Here is a 21,915-nt window from a genome sequence, read left to right on the forward strand (position 1 = left end):
TAAGCATAGGCCCCACTGAACGTGTTTAAAAAAGGCAGATTTCAACAGCGGAACTCCTTTGTCGTCATTGCGTCATGACTTGATGATGGGCGCAGACGATACCGACTGTCAATTTATCGAACCATTATCCATGAGAAGAGTCGCGCCTTGGCCATCCACAAAGGCGCAACTTGTGACGGGTGCTGCATGTCATACAAGTAACACCCGTTTCTCATCGCTTTGTCACAATCGGTCACTAGCTTGTTCGGATCTGTGAACAATAAGGAAGTATTAAATGTTTATCTCCCATTTTCGTCTGGGTGCGCTGGCGCTCATCTTGGCCAGTTCTTCTTTTGCCAGTTCCGCCGACTCGTTCAAACGTATCGCCAGTTTCCCGGTGGCTGACAATGTGCCCCATGGTATGGACAGCAAAAAGCCGACTTCGGCAGAGATCATCACCGCCACAGAAGATGGCAACACACTGATTTATTCCGACAGCCCGCTCGGCGGGATCGGTTTTATTGACATCAAACAGCCCCATATGCCGCAAGCCGCCGGGTTTCTCTCGTTGCATGGCGAACCCACCTCGGTCGCCGCGTATGATAAATGGGTGTTGGCGGCGGTGAACACATCGAAAAACTATACCCAACCTTCGGGATATCTGGCGATTGTGTCGGCGACTGGGCGCAAAATTGTCGATAAATGCGAACTGGGCGGCCAACCTGACTCGGTGGCCGTCTCTAAAGATGGTCGCTACATTGCGGTGGCGATAGAAAACGAGCGCGACGAGAGCCTTAATGACGGCGAACTGCCGCAGTTGCCAGCGGGTTTTCTGGTGATCATTGCAGCGCAAAAAGGCAAAGCCGACTGTTCCACAGCCAGACGCGTGACCTTGACTGGATTGGCGCAGATCGCCCCCGACGATCCTGAACCCGAGTTCGTCGCATTCAATACCGCCAATCAAATTGCGCTGACTTTACAGGAAAACAACCACATTGTGATTGTCGATGCCGCCAGTGCGAAAGTGGTCAATCACTTCTCGGCAGGTCGTGTGGACTTGCAGCAGATCGATGTGAAAAAAGATGGCGCGCTGCTGTTTACTGGCGAGCAGAAAGGCGTTTTGCGCGAACCGGATGCGGTGAAATGGCTCGATAATGAACGTCTGGTGATCGCCAATGAAGGTGATTATCACGGCGGCGCACGGGGTTTTACCATTTTCAGTAAGCAGGGTGAGGTGCTGTTTGAAAGCGGCGCGTCATTTGAGCATCAGATCGTGCGCGCCGGGCACTATCCAGAAAAACGCTCGGGCAAAAAAGGAGCAGAACCGGAAGGGCTGGAAGTCGCGACTTTCAACGGTCAGCAGTACATTTTTGTTTTGTCGGAGCGAGGCTCTGCGGTCGGCGTGTATCAAGACGAACGGGCGAATCCGCGCTGGATGCAACTGCTGCCCTCGGGCATTGCGCCAGAATCGGCGGTTGCCATTCCCCAGCGTAATTTGCTGGCAACCGCCAACGAAGCCGATCTCATTGCTGAAGGCGGTGCACGTTCTCATGTGATGATTTATCAGCTTGGCTCAGGTGAGCCGACCTATCCGCAAATCGTCTCGGAGAATGACAAACGCGGCGCGCCGATTGGTTGGGGGGCGCTTTCCGGCCTTGCTAGCGACGGCAAAAGGCCCGGCAAATTGTATGCAGTGAATGACAGCTTTTATTCTTCACAGCCGACGATTTTCACTATCGACGCAAGCAAAGCGCCTGCGGTAATTAAGGGCGCTCTTACGGTCACCCGCGACGGCAAAGCGGCGAAAAAGCTGGATCTGGAAGGTATTACGACCGATGGCAAAGGTGGCTTTTGGCTTGCCTCGGAAGGCAACGCCGCCAAAGAGGTGCCGCACGCGCTTTATCATGTCAACGCCAAAGGCGAAATCCAACAAACGGTTGAATTTCCACAAGAGTTGTTGCAATACGAAACTCGCTTTGGCGCAGAAGGGGTGACGTTAGTCGATGATACTTTGTGGGTTGCGGTGCAAAGACCGTGGAAAGATGACCCAAGTGATCGGGTCAAATTGCTCGCATACCACATTCCGTCGGATACGTGGCGCGCGGTGCACTACCCGCTTGAACAGACAGAAAAAGGTTGGGTCGGTTTGTCGGAGATCACCGCATTCCAAGGCAATCTCTACCTGTTGGAGCGCGACAATCAACTGGGCAAATCAGCCAAAATCAAACGCTTGTACAAAGTCTCGCTTAAGCAAATCTCGCCTGTCGCGCTTGGGCAAACCTTGCCAGTGGTGCAAAAAGAGCTGGCGTATGATTTCTTGCCAGAACTTAAGGCAGGCAATGGGTATGTGGTCGATAAAATTGAAGGTTTCACCATCGACCCGCAAGGCCGTGGCTACGCGGTGACCGATAACGACGGCGTAGATGACAGCAGCGGCGAAACCTTGTTCTTCAAACTCAAACTGGATTTTCTTGATCGTTAGTGCTGTTTCCCCCGGTTTTCGGCGTGAAAGCCGGGGGTGTTTCGCTTAAGTTACGCGTGTTTTAAACAATCCCACAGTAATTTGTAGCGCTTTTGTAACCAATTCTCTACCATCAAGACATCGTTCCCTATCGAGTTTGTTCCATGCTGGCGCAGTTTTTCGTTTTCCAAGTTGACCCGCACACGCTCATCACAGGCACTTATGATCCCGCTTTGGTGCTGCTTTCCGTCTTTCTGTCCTGCATGGCCTCCTTTTTTGCACTGCGTTTGGCGGCGGCAGCGCGGCATATTGTGATTAAAAAATACCGCTGGTTGGCGCTCTCTTCCGGCGCTTTTATTATGGCGGGCGGGATTTGGAGTATGCACTTTGTCGGCATGCTGGCGTTTGAAATGTCGCACCCGATGGCTTACGACCCGTGGATCACCGCGCTCTCTTTTTTGCCGGCTGTGATCGCCAGCTACATTGTGCTGCATTCGTTAAGTACCGAAGTGGCCAGCGTATCGGTAACGCTGCGTAATGGCATCATCGTAGGCGCGGGGATTGGCACTATGCACTACGTCGGTATGGCCGCCATGCGCATGGACGTGATTTTGCGCTACGACCCTTACTGGTTTGCCTTGTCGATTCTGGTGGCGGTGGGGTTGGCGTTTATTGCTCTCTCAACTCGCAGTACGCTGAAGAAAAAATTCCCGACAATGCGCTCGTTACATATTAGCCTCGTTAGCTCAGTCATCATGGGCGGGGCGATTTCCGGCATGCACTATACAGGAATGGAGGCAGCGCGTTTTATTCAAGATATGCAATGCGTCGTGCCGACCATCACCGAGCAAGATAACCAGCAACTGGCGCTGGTGGTGGCGATTTTCACTTTGCTTATCTCCACGTTGGCGGTCAATGTCAGCTCGCAGTTGCGCTATCGCCAGTTACTCAGCGAAAAAACAGCGGGAGAAGCGCGGCTGCAAGCGATCCTAGATACCGCCACCGATGGCGTGATCACAATTAACGCCAAAGGTGAAATTCAGGCAGTAAATGATGCCGTGAGTCAGATTTTTGGCTGGCAAGAGCCTGAGCTAATTGGGCGCAATGTGTCAATGCTGATGCCTGCCCCACATCAAGCGCAGCACGATTCCTATCTCGCGCGCTATTTGCAAACCGGTGAAACCAAGGTCATTGGCGCGCCACGCGAAGTGGAGGCCAAACATCGCGATGGTGGTCTCATTCCCGTACGTTTAGGTGTCGGGCAGGTCAATTTGGAAAGTGGGGAAACCCTGTTTGTTGGTTTTGTAGCCGATATTTCCGAGCGCAAAGCGATGGAAGAGAAGCTGCGCGAGAGTGAAGCGCGCCTCAGATCGCTGATGCAAAACATTCCCGGCGCGTCGTTTCGTCGCCTGCTTGATAGCCAATGCACACCGATTTTCCTCAGCGATGGCATCGTGGATCTGTGCGGTTACACTGCGCAAGATTTTCTCTCAGGCAAACAACGTTTTGCCGATTGTATCGTTGCCGAAGACAGAGATAAGGTCTGCTCCTCGATAGCCGCCTCTCTTGATGATCGCGAAACCTACGAGGTGGAATATCGCCTCATTCACCGTGATGGTCATACCGTATGGGTGTTGGAAAATGGCATGATCGTGCGCGACGAAAACGGCCAAATTTTGTGGAGCGATGGTGTGACGGTGGATATTTCCAGCCGCAAAGCGATGGAGGAAGAACTGGTCGAGGCGCGGCAACGAGCCGAACAAGCGGCGGAAAGTAAAGCCTCGTTCTTGGCAAACATGAGCCATGAAATCCGCACGCCGATGAACGCGATTATTGGTTTTACCGATATTCTGCTCGACTCGGAAATCAGCGGTGAAAGCCGCCGTCATTTGCAAACCATCAGCCAGTCGTCGCGCTCTTTGCTGCATCTGCTCAACGACATTTTAGACAGCGCCAAGCTAGAGAAAAACAAACTGGAGATAGAACCCATCCCGTTCAAGCTCTCTTCTTGCGTCGATACGGTGATCTCCACCCTGTGGCTCAGCGCTAAAAGTAAAGGGATAGAGCTGGATTTGCAGCTGGATGTGCAACTGCCGGATGTGGTGTTTGGTGCGGAAGATCGTATCCGGCAGGTGCTGATGAATCTGGTTGGCAATGGCATCAAATTTACCGAAAAAGGCAAAGTCTCGTTGCTTGTCGAGGCGCTAAGTGCCAAACCCGATTGGGTGCGCTTTAGTGTGCAAGATACTGGCATCGGCATTGAAGCGGATCGGCTAAGCGCAATTTTTGAGCCTTTCACTCAAGCCGATGCGTCGATGAGTCGCCGCTTTGGTGGTACCGGACTGGGTACCTCGATTTCCAAACAGTTGGTGGAGTTGATGGGCGGTGAGATCCACGCCAACAGCGAAGTGGGTGTCGGCAGCTGTTTTTATCTCGATTTACCGCTGCCCGCCAGTGAACTGAGTGTGGCAGGCGGTGTGATGGAAGTAGTTATGCTGCCGCCATTGCGGATACTGGTGTGTGACGACATTGAACAAAACGTCAATTTGTTGAAGATTTTGCTTGAACGTCAAGGGCATACGATCTTCATCGCTCGCGATGGTTTGCAAGCGGTCGAGCAGTATCAAACTCAAGAGCTTGACGTGATTCTGATGGATATTCAAATGCCCAATCTGGATGGTTTGGCCGCCAGCCGCGAGATACGCCGTCTGAGTGAAACCTTACCTAGAACACGGGTACCGATCGTTGCCTTGACTGCTAGCGTATTAGTGGAAGATCGCCTTGAAGCTAAACAGGCGGGCATGGATGGTTTTGCCAACAAGCCAGTGGAGATGGGCCAACTGACACGAGAAATTGCCCGAGTGTTAAAGCTTGATCCAGAGGTGTACAACACATCGCTCAACGAGGGCGATGTGTTGGCAAATTCGCCCGACTATCAGGTTATCCATTATGGTAAAGCGATCAAGTTGTGGGGCGATGAGCAATTGTACGCGCAGGAGCTCGGCAAGTTGGTGGCGAAAAACCGTGATATTTCAAGCCAGTTGGCGCAATTGCTCGATAGAAATCACTGGAATGAACTGGCTGAGCGTGCCCATGCGATGAAAGGGATCACAGGCAACTTGGCGTTGATGCCACTGTTTTACGCCTTTACCCAACTGGAAAAATCCGCCGATGGTCATCGGCCTGCACAAGCAGAAAAATCGCTGGCGGAGATCTCTCAATATTGGGCGCAGTTGATGGTCGAGCTCGACATGCTGCAACAGCGCGCTACTCGTCACGTTAGCCAATCACTAGCGCTTGATGTCAGCGAAGAAGAGATACTGGCTTTGTTGAATCAATGGCTGAAAGCGACCCGCGCGGGTGAACTGCGTGATGATCTGGCTGCTCATGTGCCGCAAGTGGCGCCCGATCAGATTAAAAAAATGATCGTCGATGCGCTTAACGCGATGGACGAATTTGATTTTAAAGCGGCGGCTGGGTTCATTCAGTCGGCGATTGACGCTCTGCAATCTTAAGGAAACGTTATGTCTTTGCTTGCTAAACCTACACCACGCATCCTTATCGTTGATGATGAGCCAGCAAACCTTAAGGTTATGCGTCAGGTGTTGCAGGAAAACTACCGCTTGTCGTTTGCCCGCTCAGGACAAGATGCGCTGGCGCTGCTGGAGCAAGAAAAAGTCGATCTGATTCTGCTCGATATCATGATGCCGGAAATGACCGGATTTGACGTATGCCAGCGGCTGAAATCCAACCCCAAAACCGCAGCGATTCCGGTCATTTTTGTCACTGCGCTGCGTGATTCCATTGATGAAGAAACGGGTTTTGCCCTTGGCGGGGTCGATTACATTACCAAACCGATTGTGCCCGCGATTGTGCGTGCGCGCGTGAAAACTCACCTTTCGCTGGTCAACATTGACGCTTTACGTGAGGTACAAATTGATTTGATCCAACGTCTTGGTCGCGCGGCTGAATACAAGGACAACGAAACAGGGATGCACGTGCAGCGCATGAGCCACTACTCGAAAATCCTTGCCATGGCGGCCGGCATCGATGAAGAACGTGCTGACGAGTTGCGTATGGCGGCAACCATGCATGACATCGGAAAAATTGCTATTCCCGACAATATCTTACTTAAACCCGGAAAGTTGGATGAGCGAGAGTTTAGCCACATGAAAAAGCACGCGGAAATTGGCGCGAGCATTTTAGCCGAGCCACGCTCCGCGTTGGTGGCGCTGGCGCGCAGTATCGCCATTACTCACCATGAAAAATGGGACGGCTCAGGTTACCCGAATGGATTGGCGGGTGAAGCTATTCCACTGGAAGGGCGTATTGCGGCGATAACGGATGTGTTTGATGCTTTAACCAGCGAGCGACCTTACAAAAAAGCGTGGCCGATTGAAGAGGCGATCGAGTTTGTTCAGGCGCAATCGGGCAAACATTTTGACCCGCAGCTAGTGAGGTTGTTTATCGAGCAACTGCCTAAAATTCTTGAGATTAAAGAGAAATTTAAAGAAGAGAGCTTTCAACGCTAATATCAAAATGGCAGCCCAACAGGGCTGCTTGTCTCACTCTGCCAATGATTCCAGTGCTTGGAGCGCCGCGTGCGCTTTCTCTTGTGGGACAAAAATATGATCATGGTAATAACCGGCGATCACATTGGCGCTGATGCCATGTTTGGCGAGCTGGCTCGCAAACGCCGCCGTTAAGCCAACCGCTTGCAAACTGGAATGCACCGTTAACGTAATCAGGCGAAAGATGCCATCAAATGTCAGGCCGCCAAGATCGGCTTTGTCGCGTGGCACAACCAAGGTCAGCCCTTCTTGCTCACGAAAAGTCGCTATCGGCTCTAGGTGCAAATGGTTGGCTAATGGGCCATCGACGCAGCAGAAAACGTACTCACCGTCGAGCAGTTTGGGTGACATGGATTTTAGCAGTAGGTCTAAATCGGTAATCGCGCTCATAACAACTCCTTGTGAAGTAGCTTGGCCGCAAGCTTACGCGGCGATTTGGCTGAAGTACACCGCATGATATTAATCCATGATTAGCTGCGCTTATACGCTTTGCCGGCACTGGTGAATCAGTGTTATCAAGGTGTCGAGCTGCGCTTTGGCGTCATCCTGCAAGGGATAGCCCGCGTTGATGCGCAGACAGTCTTGATACAAATCCAACGTGGTGAAGAGTTGCCCTAAACGTATATCCAACCGCTGCTCTTGTGCCTGTTTCGCAAAGCTATCTGCATCAATGCCGGGTATCTGAAGCCAGATAACCATGCCGCCTTGCGGTTGGCTGATTTTCACCTCAGCGGGTAGATGGGCGCTGAGATACTGAAGGTATTCTCGCTTCAGCTGCGCCAATTTCTGCCGCCGCTTTTTGACCTGACGAGCGTAGTGCCCCGAGGCGATATAGTCGGCAACGGCAAGCTGCATGGGGGTTGCTACGCCGTAGCTGCTGACCGAAAAGCGGCGTTGATAGGTCTCAAGATAGCGCCCGGGCAGGCACCACCCCAACCGATAACCGGGAGAGAGGCTTTTTGACACCGAGCCGCACCACAGCACATAGCCATCAGTGTCGTAACATTTTGCCGGTAGCGGCGTTGTTTCTTCGTGGCTCAACTCCAGATACACGTCGTCTTCAATCACTGGGATCTGGTATTGGTTGGCCAACTTTGCCAAGGCCTGTTTCTGTTTGACCGACATAGTGATGCCCTGCGGATTCATGTGCGAGGTGCAGAAGATCGCTGCGGTGACCACGCCTTGCTGGAAATGGCTCTCCAACTGAGCGAGATCAATTCCGTCATCCAGTGAGGGAATTTCGACGATGTTGCGTGACATCTCGCCAAGGAGCTGCAAAATGCCGTTAAAACAGGGGGAACTGATGGCGATGGCATCCCCCGGCTGTGTGCAAGCTTCCAACGCGGTTTTGATTGCCGACATGCATCCTGATGTCACCACAACCTCGTCAGGAGAAAAATTCAGCCCGAGCGGCGTAAAGTGATCGCTCAGCGCGGTGCGTAGTGAAAGCTCGCCACGGCTGTCTGGATAGCGATTGAGTCTGTCCCCCATGCGCTTGACCGCACGGCGAAAACTGCGTTCCAGTTCAATCACATCCGCCGCTTCACTGTGCGTGCTGGAAACCCCAAGCGGTCCATTAAAGGCGACAGGCAACTGGTGATTGGGTTTCGCCGCAGAGATTTGGCTGACAAACTGCGTCCATTCTGGGGTGGCGTGAGAAACCGCACTGGCTGAAACAAAATAGCCCGCTTGCGGCCGGGCGTGAATTCGCCCTTGGGATTCCAGCTCCTGATAACAGCTGATAGCGGTCGACAGACTCACCGCTTGCTGTTTGGCAAGTTGGCGCAGTGACGGTAGGCGGCTGCCGGGTTTGCGTCGGCCTTGTTCAATGTCGCTAACAAACTGCTGTGCCAGTTCTTGATAACGGCTCATCTTGCGCCCCCTTAAAATTGTACTGGTTTTAATTGTAAAAATTGTATCTGTATCCCTTTGCTTGCTCAAGCCATACTCCGTCTGTCGATGATTGGCGTAGAAGGGAGAGAGTATGAAAAGAGAAGATCTGCTGCTGGCGGTTGCGGTGATGGCGATATGGGGTTTTAACTTCTCCATGATCAAGTTGGGGGTGAGCGAAGTGCATCCGCTGCTGGCGACGGCGGCCCGTTTTACCTTGGCCGTGTTTCCGGCGATATTTTTTATTGCGCGGCCCAAAGTCGCTTGGCGCTATTTGGCGGCGTATGGAATGGTGTTTGGTGTGGGCATCTGGGGCATGGCCTCTTGGTCGATCACCGCTGGCTTGTCGTCGGGAATGTCCTCGATCTTGCTCTCGACCAACGTGCTGTTTGGCATGCTGATGGGGCTGGTGGTGTTCAAAGAGCGTTTGTCGCGTCGCAAATTACTCGGCGCGGGCTGCGCACTGGTGGCGCTACTGATTTTGGTGTTTGCCACCCAAGGCAATATTACGCTCAGCGGCTTGGTGCTGATTTTAACCGCTGCGATGAGTTGGACCGTGATGGGCGTGATCGTCAAAGCATCAAAAACTACCCAAGCATTTGCATTTAACGTGTGGGGAATGTTGTTTGCTCCGTTGCCATTGGTGCTGTTTGCGCTGGCGCTACACGGGCCAAATATTCTGTGGCAAGCGGCGGAAAAATGGAGCACGTTCACTACCATAGCGGTGGTGTTTCAGGCCTATCCTACGACGTTGTTCGGCTATTGGGTGTGGAACAAAATGCTGATTAAGTATCCGTTAAGTACCGCTGCACCCCTGACGCTATTAGTGCCGATCTTTGCGTTAGTTAGTGGTTTCTTTATGTTTGCAGAAACCCTGACACTGGCACAGATCATCGCTTGCGCGCTGTTTTTGCTCGGTATTGGTTTGATTGTTAAACCAGCCAAACCCAAGCCGTCGCTTGCTCAAGCAGAGGTGCTGGTACGCTAGTTACCTCGAAAAGTAGTGGATAAAATAGCGGTACGAGCGTCGAGGCAGGATGGTTTTTGTCTAAAGGATTCTTATGCGAGGATTTCTTCGCATCCATCATCAGAGAATCCTATGCTGACCGCTTTAGCGATTAACAATTACCGTTCCATTCTTGATCTGGTCATCCCGCTTGGGCCGCTGAATGTGATCAAAGGGGCGAATGGGACGGGCAAGTCTAACCTCTACAAAGCGCTGCGTTTGCTGGCTGAAACGGCGCAAGGTGGTGTTGTTTCTGCCTTGGCAGCCGAGGGCGGCTTAGACTCCACCTTTTGGGCAGGCCCGGAAAAAATCACAGCGGCCATGCGACGCGGCGATCAACCCGTTGAACAAAACGTGCGGCAGGAGGTGAAGCGTCTCAGGCTCGGTTTTTCGACCGAGCACTTTAGCTACGCCATCTCGCTTGGGTTGCCAACGCCGACGATCTCCATGTTTGGTCGCGATCCTGAGGTAAAGCGCGAGTGTATCTGGAACGGGCCTGTCTATCGTCCGGCGAGCGCTTTGATTGACCGCACAGGTGCGATGATCAAGTCACGTGAGGGTCGAAGCTGGCAGGTCGTTTCACAGCATATTGCGACTTACCACAGCATGTTCGATCAAATCGCCGATCCCATGGTTACCCCTGAAGCGTTTACTTTGCGTGAAATCATTCGAGGGTGGCGTTTTTACGACCACTTTCGCACTGATAAGGACGCGCCAGCACGCCAGCCTCAATTAGGCACAAGAACGCCGGTGCTGCATCATGATGGGCGAGATCTCGCTGCCGCATTGCAGACCATCATTGAAGTTGGTGATAAAGAGACGCTGTTTAAAGCGATTGATTACGCTTTTCCCGGTGCGACCATTCGCATTCTCAACCACAGTGATGGCCGCTTTTCGTTGGAGTTTAAGCAGCATGGGCTTTTGCGACCACTAAGCGGAGCAGAACTGTCTGATGGTACTTTGCGCTACTTGCTGTGGGTTGCTGCGCTATTGACGCCCCGTCCACCGAGCCTGATGGTGCTCAATGAGCCAGAAACTAGCCTGCATCCTGATCTGCTGCCTGCTTTAGCACGGCTGATCCTTCACGCCAGTGCCCATACTCAAGTGTGGGTCGTGTCGCACGCGCCTCGATTAATCGCCGCGCTGCAAGCCCACCCTGAATGCAACACTATCGAGTTAGATAAAGATTTTGCTCAGACTGTGGTACCGGGCATGGATATGCTTTCCACCCCCAATTGGCGCTGGCCGGATATGGGGTAGGCAGAAATTCGGTATCGGCAACGTGTCATTATACCGCCGTGGGTGTTGTGCTTGTTTGTTTCGATAACACAAGGTCACATAAAAAGGCGACACCGCATTTCTGCGCTATCGCCTAAGTTTGTCTGGTCTAGGGTAAATCAAACACCAATGCGGTGACGGTTTCACTGCCTGAACTGCGCAGTTCAAGCACGGTTTGATCCACCACTTTGGCGCCATCCCCCGGCTGAAGTTTGGTGCTATCAAGCGATAGCGTGCCACTAACCAGATGCACATACACCTTGCGTCCGGCTTGCACTGCTAAGTTCAATGACTCGCCGGATGCTAAGATCAGCTGTGATAAGGTTGCGTCTTGCTTAATGTGCAGTGTGCCTTCTCGGCCATCAGGCGTGGCGATGGGCGTCAGTCCCGGCTCACGACCAAAATCTTTCTGCTGATAGCCGGGCTGGCCGCCGAGGCTGTTGGGCTCAATCCAGATTTGCAGAAAACGCAAATCATCTGCTTTGGAAGCGTTGAACTCACTGTGGTAGATGCCTTTGCCTGCCGACATCAGCTGGAATTCACCCGCTGGCAATGTTTGTACGTTGCCCTCGCTGTCTTTGTGCGCAATGGTGCCGCTGAGCACGTAGCTGATGATTTCCATGTCGCGATGACCGTGAGTCTCAAACCCTGCGCCGGGGATCACCTTGTCATCGTTGATCACACGCAGTGCAGAAAAGCCCATATGCTGTGGATCGTAGTAACTACCAAACGAGAAAGTGTGTTTACTGTCGAGCCAGCCAAAGTTGGCGCGCCCGCGCTCTTGTGCTTGTCTTACGCTGATCATGATGTCTCCTCGATCTCTGTGAGAGTGGATTATTTCCCAGTCAGTTTCTGGCTAAGAATGCTATCTAGGCCCAGTTTACCAGCGCCCGAAAAAGCCAGTGATACGCTTGCAGCCAGCAGAGCCAAACCAAATTCGTAACCGTTGTTGGCCATAAACAAGCCATTCTCAAGGTGTACAGAGACAATCGCCACAACCATGGTAAAGGCAAGCGCAAATGCGGCTGGGCGAGTCAGCAAGCCAAGCAAAATGGCCAATCCGCCGAAAAACTCGGCACTGCCTGCTAGGCCAGCCATCAACATGCCAGGGCCAAGGCCGATGGAATCCATCCATTGTCCGGTTCCTGCAAGGCCATAGCCGCCAAACCAACCAAACAGTTTCTGCGCGCCGTGAGCCATAAAAATGATGCCGATTGGCAAACGAAGTGCCAGCGCGCCGTAACCTGCCTTCGATTCCGCTAAACTTTTGATTAATGATTTCATCTTCATATCCTCAATAATTTTTAATGTCTTTTTGTTTTGAGAGAGGCTTTATCTCTCAAGCGTTGAAGCAAGTTTAGAGGGAAACGTTGCTTGCGATAATCACTAGTTAGCGATTAAGACATTCAATTATTTCGAATGAGTTTGGTGGGTTTTAAGAGTACGCTGGTGCCGCGTCTTCGCAGCTCGGATTAGTAAAGCCAGCTCGGAGAAAGAACGTGATAGCGCGCGATATGGCGTGTGGTTAGATAGGCTATACTCTTCATCAATTTAACAGCGACAGACAGGCAAAGTAACCGATGGAAAATCAACCGTTAAGCGAACTTATTGGTCAGCGAGTGCTGGCCGTTTTGGGCGGCTATGGCGAAGAGGCTGCCAAGATGGATGTTTATATCTGCGGCGTACAAGTACTCTCGGATACCCGGCTCAAAGTGATGTTGCCAAACGGGCATACGCTGCAAAATGAGCAGTGGGTTACGCTGCATTTGGATAATCGCACTGGCGTTGGTGAGTACGATGCCGAGTTACAGGTTTATCGTCTCTCCTTCAAAGGATGCGTCAAACAAATTGCCGACTACGAAGTGATCGTTGACGCACTCGAATATCAAGTCTATTACGGTATTTCTGCCATCAAAGAGTACCGTGCAAAAGGGTATGAGTTTCCCGTTGATACGCGTGCATCGCGCCCGCTGCCACGCTCGCCGCTTGAGCATGTGCCGCCGATTGACAATGAAGAGCACGACAACAAAATCGGCGTACTGCTGACATTTGCCGAGCAGCAGCCACACACCACAGTGATGGCGTTTCTCTCTTCGGTTGACGACGACATCTTTTTCATTACTTTACCCAGCACTTTCAAAGGCCAGTTATTAGGGCGTGATAATCGCTGTTACTTTGCGATTGATAGCCGTGCCACGTTTACCTTCGAGCAGGTGATTGAGTGGAACTACAGCATCATTCGTGGCGAGGTGTACGAAATTGAAAAGGGCTCTGAGGTGTTTACGCAAATCCAAGAGCTATTTATTGCCAAAAACCCTTGGGAGATGGGCTTTTTCAGTTTGCCAGAGATCCAGATGTACCATCTCAAAGCGCAAAGCGTAGTGTGCCCCAAACGTGCCACACAGTGCGGTTGAGCGAATATTCATCGCCTACGCCCTTGATTGGCAAACTTGTGATAGGGGTTAAGTTTTAGGGCGTAGTGGCGGTGAATGATGTCCGTTGCCACAGAGTTTTTTACCATACACGGTGAACAAACCTATTCTAACAACGGACTGAACGATGAAACTCAATGCCATTACCCTGACTTTATTGCTCAGCTCGGCCGCCGCGGTCGCTGAGCCCAATCTGACCATTTCAACCACCACCAACAGCCGCGATTTCCCACTCAGCGCCGAGCAGCCGTTAGTGGTACCGCTTGTCAAAGATACCTACACCTTGAAAGTGACCGGGCTTGAGGGGAACTGCCAAGCGCAGGACGACCAGCGCATCAAGTTTAACCAACCGATTTCGCTAAACTGCGGCAAAGCCACCGAATTACCGCTGAAAATCCTCTTTAGCGGCGATTACTCTTTTGCTTTTGATGCAAGCGCGAACACCTTGACCTTTAAGCGTGAACCGAAAAAGGTCGCCAAAAGCGAGTTTAAGCGCCCCGTGCCGCAAGTTGAATGTGAAGTGTACGCTGGCGGGGAAGTGAGTGTGAACCTTGGCGACACCTTTGCCGACGGCACTGAACTGCGCGACGCGTACAGCGGCCAAATTGTGACGGTAAAAAACGGCGCTGTGTCACTCACCCCTGCGGCGAGCTCTGGCGGTCTGCTGCTGCTTGAGCCAGTGACCCCGGCTAAGTCAGATGCTGGTTTTGATTACCGCAACGCCAATATCTACTTTGTTATGGTCGATCGTTTCCACAACGCCGATCCGAGTAACGACAACAGCTACGGGCGCAAAAAAGATGGCAAAGAGGAAGTGGGGACGTTTCATGGCGGCGATTTAAAAGGTGTAATTGCAAAGCTTGACTACATTCAAAGCCTTGGCACGGATGCGATTTGGCTTTCGCCAATTGTCGAACAAGTGCATGGCTTTGTTGGCGGCGGTGACAGCGGTTCGTTTCCTTTTTACGCGTATCACGGCTACTGGACGCGGGATTTCACCAAAATTGACCAAAACTTTGGCAACGACGCCGACCTAAAAACCTTGGTCGATGAAGCGCACAAACGCGGCATCAAAGTCTTGCTTGATGCGGTGATCAACCATTCCGGCTATTCGACCTTGGCTGACTTACAGTTTGATGGCTTGAACGTCATCAAACCCGAGGGGCAACTGCCGACCAAATGGGCAGATTGGCAGCCACAAGCAGGCCAGAACTGGCACAGCTACCATCAAGCGATTGATTACCAAAGCCAAAACTGGCGACAATGGTGGGGGCCAGATTGGGTGAGAACAGGGCTGCCCGGCTATCAGGCTCCGGGCAGCAGCGATATCACCATGTCGTTGGCCGGTCTACCCGATTTCATCACTGAATCGACCAAATCTGTGACGCCGCCCGCTTGGCTGCTCAACAATCCCGGTACGCGTGTGGTGGCAAGAGAAAACTACAGCGTGGCCGATTATCTGATTGAATGGCAAAGCGATTGGGTGAAACGTTTCGGTATCGACGGTTATCGCGTTGATACAGTGAAGCACGTTGAAGGCGAGGTGTGGCAACGGTTGAAAAAAGCCGGCAGCGAACGCCTTGAAGAGTGGCGTAAAGCCAACGGAAAAACCGGTGAACCCTTCTGGATGATGGGTGAAGTTTGGGGGCATTCGGCGTATCGCAGCCCTTATTTTGATGATGGCTTTGATGCTTTGATCAACTTCGACATGCAGAAAAAACTGGATAAAGGCGCGGCCTGTTTTAGTCAAATGGCCGACACCTATCAGGATTACGCTAATACCATCGCCAAAGAGAAAGATTTTAATCCGGTCAGTTACATGTCTTCTCACGACACTGAGCTGTTTTTCAGCCGCTTCAAAGACTATGCGATGCAGCGTAACGCCGCCAATGCATTGCTGCTGAGCCCCGGCGCGGTGCAGGTTTATTACGGCGATGAGATCGGCCGCAACATTGGCCCGTACGCCGACGATTTCCATCAGGGAACGCGCTCAGATATGGTCTGGACGCTCAATGACGAGCAACAAGGCTTGTTGAAACACTGGCAGACCGTCGCCAAATTCAGACAAGCTCACCCGGCGATTGGCGCTGGCGTACATCAGGTGATAGAGCAAGAGGGTGCGTATGTTTTTTCTCGCACCAAAGGCGATGACAAGGTGGTGGTCGCTTTTGTCGGCCGAACGGAGAAATAGTCAGCATCGACCTCACCCATACCATCCCTCGACGAAGTTCGAGGGATTTTTTTGACCTTTCTCCTGTATTACCCGTCGCAAGCAGATGAGCTTGATTGCAACCGAGACAAATAAAAACAGCAAAAACGGGTCGAGATCACAGCGAAAAAGATCTCGACCGTCAGCGTTTAACTCGGCATAATGCATTAAAAATACTTACGTGATTTTAAGTTTATGACCCAAGAAGAGCGCCTGATTCACTTACAAATGCTGATCAAGCAGCAGGGGAAAATGACCCTGACCGACATCTGTGACCAGTTTGGTGTGTCGCGTGATTCCGCGCGGCGCGATCTGGTGAAGCTCACCCAGTTGCCTGGCATTCAGCGCATTCGAGGCGGTGCTATGTTGGCGCCGGTATCGCCGAAAAGCGAGCCGTTCTCGGCCAAAGCCGTCAGCGCGAGCAAGCACGCGTTGGCGCAGTGCGCGGCATCGATGGTGGATGCGCAGGATTACATTGTGCTCGATACCAGCACCACGTTGGCGCTGGTCCCCGGTTATCTGGCGGCACCCGCGACTATCGTCACCAACTCAGTCAACACGCTGGCTCAGGTTGAAGAGGGGGCTTCGTATACGGTCCATTTGTTGGGCGGTCATTTCGACCCGTACAGCCGCGCCATTTTGGGTCCGCAGGCCGAGCAGCAAATGGCAGGCTATCATGTCAACAAAGCATTTATTGGCGTGTGCGCCCTGTCTGAGCGCGGTTTGACCACTAACTATGAACAAGAAGCGTCGATGAAACGTGCGATGATGGCGCAAGCGCAGCAGATCATTTTGGTGTGTGAGCAGCGCAAAATGGGCACCGAGAATTTTCATCACGTGTGTGATGTGGCGGCGATCGACATGGTGATCACCGACGCGCCACCCGCGCCAGCACTGCAAGAATTATTTGACCGTCACGACATTCAGTGTGTTGTGGCGACCACACCAGAAGGACAGTTTTGATATGACTTACGCTCCGGTAAAAACCGCCGTGATCGGCTACGGCTATTCGGCGAAAACCTTTCACTTGCCTTTCATCAACGCGCTGCCTGAGCTGACGCTGAGTGCGATCAGTTCCAGCCAGCAAGCCGCGGTCGCGGCCGATTGGCCGAGCGCGCAATGGTTTGTCGATGCGAATGATCTGCTGGATAACAGCGATGCGGAGCTGGTGATCATCACCGCGCCGAACGATGTGCATTACCCGCTGGCCAAACGCGCGTTGCAAAATGGCAAACACGTGATCGTTGAAAAGCCGTTCGTGACCCGCATTGAAGATGGCGAAGAGCTGATTGCGTTGGCGGCGGAAAAAGGCCTCACGCTGAGCGTGTTTCATAACCGTCGTTGGGATGGCGATTTCCTCACTCTGCAAAAGCTGATGGCGGAAGGGCGTTTGGGCGACATCAAACTGTTTGAATCCCACTTCGACCGCTACCGTCCACAAATTCGTCAGCGCTGGCGTGAACTGGCGCAAGATGGCGGCGGTATTTTGTTCGATTTGGCGCCGCACCTGCTGGACCAAGCGCTGGCGCTGTTTGGCTTGCCACAAGCGATCAATGCGCAGTGCCGCATGATGCGCCCGGGCGCGACCACCATCGATTACTACAACTTGATCCTGCACTACCCAAATCATTTGGTGCACCTGCATTCAAACCTCTACAGCCCAGAGCCGAATCTGCGCTACAAAGTGCTGGGTAGCCTGGCGAAGTACGAGAAATACGGCCTCGATCCGCAGGAAACCTACCTCAAAGAAGGCAAGCAGCCGGACAGTCCGCAGTGGTCGCAGGAAGATGCGTCGCTGTATGGTCAGCTGCACAGCGAAACGGGATCAGAAATTATTCCAACTGAACTGGGCGGCTACCAGCTCTATTTCAAAGGCGTGGCGGATGCGATTCGTCTCGGCATGGCCAACCCGGTGCCGCCAGAGCAGGCGTTGCAAAACATTGCGCTGATTGAAATGGCGCTGGAGAGCAGCAAAACAGGTCAAACGTTGCAGGTGAAGTTATGAGCCTGACATTATCCGAGATTGCGCAGCAAGAAGAGACGCTGCAGCTGAGCCATTTTAACCACGATGTCGCGTGGCAACTGGGCTGCGCGCTCAAACAGATGGCAGAAAGCCAGCAAGCTGTGGTGGCGATTGAAGTGTATGGTTTTGGCCAGACGCTGTTTCAATACGCCATGCCGGGCACGTGCGCGGATCATCTCGATTGGATGCGTCGCAAACGCAATTCGGTGCTGCGTTATGGCCGCAGTTCTTACTATCTGTCGCTGTACAACGCGCAAAAACAGCGCGAATTTGAGACGCAGCCGCACATTGATGCTGCGGAATATTGCGCTCATGGCGGCTCGTTTCCGATTCGTATTGCCGGATCTGGATTGGTGGGGGCAGTGACGGTTTCTGGTTTGCCTTCTTTGCACGATCACAATTTGGTCACGCAGGCACTTGCTCAGGTAATGGCTGAGAGCAAAAAATGAGAAAAGCCCGTGCTGGGCTTTTCTTAGTTTGACGTCATTCACAAGTCCTTTGATGCTTTGTTTACAGTGTAAATTTAGCTCAGTTTGACCAGCGCAAACTGTTTCTTACCGCGTTGCAGCAGGTAGTAGCGATCGAACAGCGCAAAACTCTGGTTTAAATCGGCGTCGGCCATTTTTTCCCCGTTGACGCGAATGGCGCCATTGGCCAACCATTCGCGCGCCTGACGTTTGGAGCTGGCGAGTTGCGATGCGATCAGCAGTTCAACCACATCATCGGCGGTGCTGACGGTGGTGCACGGCAGCCCATCCAACTCAAGCTGTGCCAGTTCATCCAGGCTGAGCTGTGCAACTGCGCCACTGAACAGCGCGTCACTGATGCGCTGCGCGCTCGCTAAACCCGCTTCACCATGCACAAATGCAGTGATGTTCTCGGCCAGAATTTGCTGCGCTTGTGGTTTGCCGCTTCGCACGGCATCTTCGGCTTCAATGCGTGCAATCTCGTCCACCGACAGGAAGGTGTAGTAACGCAGAAAACGGTATACATCGGCATCGTCGCTGTTCAACCAGAACTGGTAGAACGCGTAGGGCGAGGTTTTACTCGCGTCCAGCCAAACGGCGCCCCCTTCGGTTTTGCCAAATTTGCTGCCGTCGGATTTGGTGACGAGTGGCAGCGTTAAACCATGCACGGTTTCGTTATTCAGGCGACGGGTGAGGTCGATGCCACTGACGATGTTGCCCCATTGATCGTTACCGCCAATTTGCAGGCGACAATGATGTTCGCGGTTCAAATGGGCAAAGTCGAACGATTGCAGCAGCGAGTAGCTGAATTCGGTGAACGAAATGCCTTGGTCCGGGCGAGCCAGACGCTGTTTCACTGATTCGCGGTTGATCATTGCATTGACTGAAAAGTGTTTGCCGATGTCGCGGAAGAAGTCGATCACATTCACTTGGCCTGTCCAGTCGGCGTTATTGACACACCGCAGTGGCTGGGTGAGATGCGGCGTCATGGTGCGTGTGATCTGCTGGCGTAAATCGTCCACCCATTGCTGCACGGTCTGCGCTGAGTTGAGTGTGCGTTCGGTGGCTTTAAAGCTTGGGTCGCCAATCATGCCTGTTGCGCCGCCAATCAGCGCAATGGCCTGGTGCCCCGCATCCTGAAAACGTTTGAGCATCAACAGCGGCACCAAGTGACCAATGTGCAGGCTGCCTGCGGTTGGATCAAAGCCGCAGTACAGGGTTTGCGGTTCAGAGAATAGGGCGGTGAGTTCATCGAGCGATGTGCTTTGCGCGATCAGGCCGCGCGCGGTTAAATCATGAAATAGGGTTTGGGAATTCATACAGCCTCCAAGATGTCTTGCAGGCAGAGTAACGGAAAGGGCTTTGTGTCGGCGATGTCCCTAAAGGGATAATCGCGGCGATTTTCTCAAGCGCGTGGCGAGCGGTTTGGCGCGCCAATCAGGTGATTTAAAAACAGCTGAAACAGTTCACTGAGCGAGGCGACATGGAGCTGCGCGTAGATGCGCTTGCGATGATTTTTGACCGTGCCGTGTGTGATGCCCAATTGCGTCGCGATCTCTTGCGAATCCAACCCTTGTACCAGCAGCGCGGTAATTTGCTGCTCACGTGGGCTCAGTAGTTGGGTGCCAAAGCTTGCTAGTGCGCGTTCCACCCAGCGGCGCATGTCGGGTGTGTGGTTGGTCTCGCTCTCCGGCGCAGTGTCATCGCTATGGGCCAGCAGCAGCGCATTGGCGCTCCAATGTTGGCGGCAGAGCGGCGCCAGCGTGTGGAATCGGCTTTTGAGCGCTTGTCGGTCCTGCGCGGAAAAACGGCGTCCGGCAGCAAGGTGGCCAAGGTAGAGCAAAATCCAGCGCTCATGGTCGAGTTGCACCGCCAGGCTCATTTCATCTTGCCAGCCGGTTTGCGGATAAAACTGCTGCTGGTAATGGTGTTGCTGATAACTGTGCGGCGCATCGGTCATCTCGCTGAGATGAAACACGCCTTCTTGCTGCGTATCGGCCACCAAACGATAGAACGGATCGTGCTGATATGACTCCGTCAGGTAGCGTTGAAACAGCAGTTCGCGGTTATCCGGAATCGAATCGTAGAGATAAATCGGGTGTTTGTTGTGGCGATAGCCAAGCATCACCGCGCAGTCAAAATCGACAATCTCGCGCAGCAGCGCCACATAGCGCGACGTAAAGGCGGGCGTATTGAGCGCGATAATCGCATCACCTAAGGCGTGATATTCTAAGAGACTGACTTGCATAATCTTAACCGAGCGAAAAGCACAGCCGGCAGTATGCCGACTCTGCTGGGTTTGGTCGAGCTTCCGTTGGCTTTACTGGCATGGAAGCTCAATTAAGTGGCGGCATTTCCAGTTGAGTTTGCTGCATTTCACTTAGGCCACCACCATTGTGCACATTGGTAAAGCCTTGTTTTATCAGCGCTTGCATGGCGATGGACGAGCGGTTGCCGCTGCGGCAATAGACCACGATCGGCTGGCTTTTATCAATCGCGCGAAAGCCGCTGGCAACCTCGCTAAGAGGGATATTACGCGCCTGTTCGAGATGCCCACTGGCGAACTCTTCGGCAGTGCGCACATCGATCAGCAGCGCGCCGCTTTCTACCATTTCCCATGCAGTTTCTGCGCGCTCAGAGGCGATAAGCGGCCCGCAAGGTGCGAGAAGCAATAACGTTAGGCAAGCCGATTTCCAGTTAAGTTTTGACATGCTGTTCTCCAATTCGCGTTGTCATCGTAACGAATAGATGAAGGTTCAAGGCTAACAAACAAACTCACTTTCGAGCTTTGTCAGCAGTTGTTGGCTGAGCAAAGGGTGTGGTTTAGCGGCGACTGCTAACACAATATCCACCTTAGGTAGGGGTGGCATATCGGCCAATATTTGCACTCTATTACCAGCGCTGAGACGCCCCATGGCGCCAATCGCTAAACCCTGCTCGACCAAAGCGCGCTGCGCCGAGGCGGTATTGCAACATGCCAAAAGGTGAAAAGCGATACCGCGCTTGGTCAAGCCATCAATCGCAGCCGCATGATATTTGCAGTCGGTTTGAAACAGCGCCAGAGTAAGCGGCGTGTGCAGATCGGCTTGATAGTGCGGCGATGCGATCCACACGCCCTGATCGGAAGTAAGCCAGTAGCCTTCCTCACTATCGGGCGCGCGGGTAAGAATCGCGCAGTCCAGCTCGCCCACGTCTAATTGGCGACGCAAATCGACACTGGGCAAGCTGTAAATCTGTATCGAGCAGGTGGGTTGCAACTGTTGCAGCTTGGCCACTAACGTCGGCAGCACGGTTTGATTGTAATCTTCCGGGCAGCCGAGGCGCAGCGGTCGTTTATCCTGAAAATGCTGCAGTTGAGACAAGGATTCATCATGCTGCGTCACCAGATTGCGCGCGTGAGTGGTGAGGCGCACACCGGCATCGCTAAGGACCAAATAGCGCCCCTCTTTGATAAACAGCGAAGCGCCAATCTCTTCCTCCAATTTGCGCATTTGCGCACTGAAAGCCGACTGTGTACGGCTGATCTGTTTTGCCGCCCGGGTAAAACTGCCCGTTTCGACAAAAGCAAGAAAACTGCGTAAAGCTTCAATGTCCATTGT

At 52.8% G+C, this 21,915-nt stretch carries 18 protein-coding genes; 10 read left to right on the forward strand and 8 right to left on the reverse strand.

Translation table 11 applies throughout. The annotated features are described in order from the left end of the window. The first annotated feature begins 274 nt into the window (after positions 1-274). From EA26_RS08805 to EA26_RS08815, 3 genes are all read left to right on the forward strand, one after another. The gene (locus EA26_RS08805; protein ID WP_039426826.1) at positions 275-2,461 is read left to right on the forward strand and encodes an esterase-like activity of phytase family protein; all 2,187 of its coding nucleotides are present in this window, start codon (positions 275-277) and stop codon (positions 2,459-2,461) included. Positions 2,462-2,604: 143 nt separating this feature from the next. Continuing rightward, complete coding sequence (locus tag EA26_RS08810) at positions 2,605-5,955, forward strand: PAS domain S-box protein (protein ID WP_039426829.1); 3,351 nt, start codon at positions 2,605-2,607, stop codon at positions 5,953-5,955. A 9-nt stretch (positions 5,956-5,964) separates the two neighbouring features. Further along, positions 5,965-6,972 carry an HD domain-containing phosphohydrolase gene (locus EA26_RS08815; protein WP_039426832.1) on the forward strand — a complete coding sequence of 336 codons (1,008 nt, stop codon included), beginning with the start codon at positions 5,965-5,967 and terminating at the stop codon, positions 6,970-6,972. A 33-nt stretch (positions 6,973-7,005) separates the two neighbouring features. On the opposite strand, the gene EA26_RS08820 is transcribed toward EA26_RS08815, so the two are convergent. Both EA26_RS08820 and EA26_RS08825 read right to left on the reverse strand, forming a co-directional pair. Continuing rightward, positions 7,006-7,401, reverse strand: a complete 396-nt coding sequence (locus EA26_RS08820; RefSeq protein ID WP_039426833.1) for an ACT domain-containing protein — start codon at positions 7,399-7,401, stop codon at positions 7,006-7,008. Positions 7,402-7,491: 90 nt separating this feature from the next. Beyond that, the gene (locus tag EA26_RS08825) at positions 7,492-8,883 is read right to left on the reverse strand and encodes an aminotransferase-like domain-containing protein (RefSeq protein WP_039426836.1); all 1,392 of its coding nucleotides are present in this window, start codon (positions 8,881-8,883) and stop codon (positions 7,492-7,494) included. Between the two features lie 112 nt (positions 8,884-8,995). Between EA26_RS08825 and EA26_RS08830 the strand changes: the two genes are divergently transcribed. After that, positions 8,996-9,889 (forward strand): EamA family transporter, encoded by an 894-nt coding sequence (locus EA26_RS08830; protein ID WP_039426839.1) that lies wholly within the window; start codon positions 8,996-8,998, stop codon positions 9,887-9,889. Between the two features lie 111 nt (positions 9,890-10,000). Then, positions 10,001-11,167: an AAA family ATPase gene (locus EA26_RS08835; RefSeq protein WP_039426842.1), complete on the forward strand. Its 1,167-nt coding sequence runs from the start codon at positions 10,001-10,003 to the stop codon at positions 11,165-11,167. Positions 11,168-11,294: 127 nt separating this feature from the next. On the opposite strand, the gene EA26_RS08840 is transcribed toward EA26_RS08835, so the two are convergent. Beyond that, on the reverse strand, positions 11,295-11,990 hold the full coding sequence (locus EA26_RS08840) for a pirin family protein (RefSeq protein WP_039426845.1): 696 nt from the start codon (positions 11,988-11,990) through the stop codon (positions 11,295-11,297). Positions 11,991-12,019: 29 nt separating this feature from the next. Then, positions 12,020-12,469 carry a DoxX family protein gene (locus EA26_RS08845; protein ID WP_039426847.1) on the reverse strand — a complete coding sequence of 150 codons (450 nt, stop codon included), beginning with the start codon at positions 12,467-12,469 and terminating at the stop codon, positions 12,020-12,022. 296 nt (positions 12,470-12,765) lie between these two features. Between EA26_RS08845 and EA26_RS08850 the strand changes: the two genes are divergently transcribed. The 5 genes from EA26_RS08850 (at position 12,766) to EA26_RS08870 (ending at position 18,298) form a co-directional block, all read left to right on the forward strand. Continuing rightward, complete coding sequence (locus EA26_RS08850; protein ID WP_039426849.1) at positions 12,766-13,599, forward strand: pyridoxamine 5'-phosphate oxidase family protein; 834 nt, start codon at positions 12,766-12,768, stop codon at positions 13,597-13,599. Between the two features lie 145 nt (positions 13,600-13,744). Beyond that, positions 13,745-15,808: an alpha-amylase gene (locus tag EA26_RS08855; protein WP_039426852.1), complete on the forward strand. Its 2,064-nt coding sequence runs from the start codon at positions 13,745-13,747 to the stop codon at positions 15,806-15,808. Between the two features lie 213 nt (positions 15,809-16,021). Beyond that, entirely contained in the window at positions 16,022-16,789 is a 768-nt protein-coding gene (locus tag EA26_RS08860; RefSeq protein ID WP_039426853.1) for a DeoR/GlpR family DNA-binding transcription regulator, read from the forward strand. A gap of 1 nt (position 16,790) precedes the next feature. Next, positions 16,791-17,831, forward strand: a complete 1,041-nt coding sequence (locus EA26_RS08865; protein WP_039426854.1) for an oxidoreductase — start codon at positions 16,791-16,793, stop codon at positions 17,829-17,831. After that, positions 17,828-18,298 (forward strand): heme-degrading domain-containing protein, encoded by a 471-nt coding sequence (locus tag EA26_RS08870; RefSeq protein ID WP_039426856.1) that lies wholly within the window; start codon positions 17,828-17,830, stop codon positions 18,296-18,298. Before EA26_RS08865 ends, EA26_RS08870 begins: the two co-directional genes overlap by 4 nt. A 74-nt stretch (positions 18,299-18,372) precedes the next feature. Here EA26_RS08870 and tyrS read toward each other — a convergent pair whose 3' ends face one another. The 4 genes from tyrS to EA26_RS08890 all read right to left on the reverse strand — a co-directional run bounded on the left by tyrS (position 18,373) and on the right by EA26_RS08890 (position 21,912). Further along, positions 18,373-19,635 (reverse strand): tyrosine--tRNA ligase, encoded by a 1,263-nt coding sequence (gene tyrS, locus EA26_RS08875; RefSeq protein ID WP_039426857.1) that lies wholly within the window; start codon positions 19,633-19,635, stop codon positions 18,373-18,375. A gap of 86 nt (positions 19,636-19,721) precedes the next feature. Then, positions 19,722-20,564: a helix-turn-helix transcriptional regulator gene (locus EA26_RS08880; RefSeq protein ID WP_039426861.1), complete on the reverse strand. Its 843-nt coding sequence runs from the start codon at positions 20,562-20,564 to the stop codon at positions 19,722-19,724. 88 nt (positions 20,565-20,652) lie between these two features. Beyond that, a complete protein-coding gene (locus EA26_RS08885; RefSeq protein WP_039426862.1) occupies positions 20,653-21,027 on the reverse strand; it encodes a rhodanese-like domain-containing protein in 375 nt (124 codons plus the stop codon). A 51-nt stretch (positions 21,028-21,078) separates the two neighbouring features. Continuing rightward, positions 21,079-21,912 carry a LysR family transcriptional regulator gene (locus tag EA26_RS08890; protein WP_039426864.1) on the reverse strand — a complete coding sequence of 278 codons (834 nt, stop codon included), beginning with the start codon at positions 21,910-21,912 and terminating at the stop codon, positions 21,079-21,081. Positions 21,913-21,915 lie beyond the last annotated feature (3 nt).

The organism is Vibrio navarrensis (assembly GCF_000764325.1).
Classification (GTDB): domain Bacteria; phylum Pseudomonadota; class Gammaproteobacteria; order Enterobacterales; family Vibrionaceae; genus Vibrio; species Vibrio navarrensis.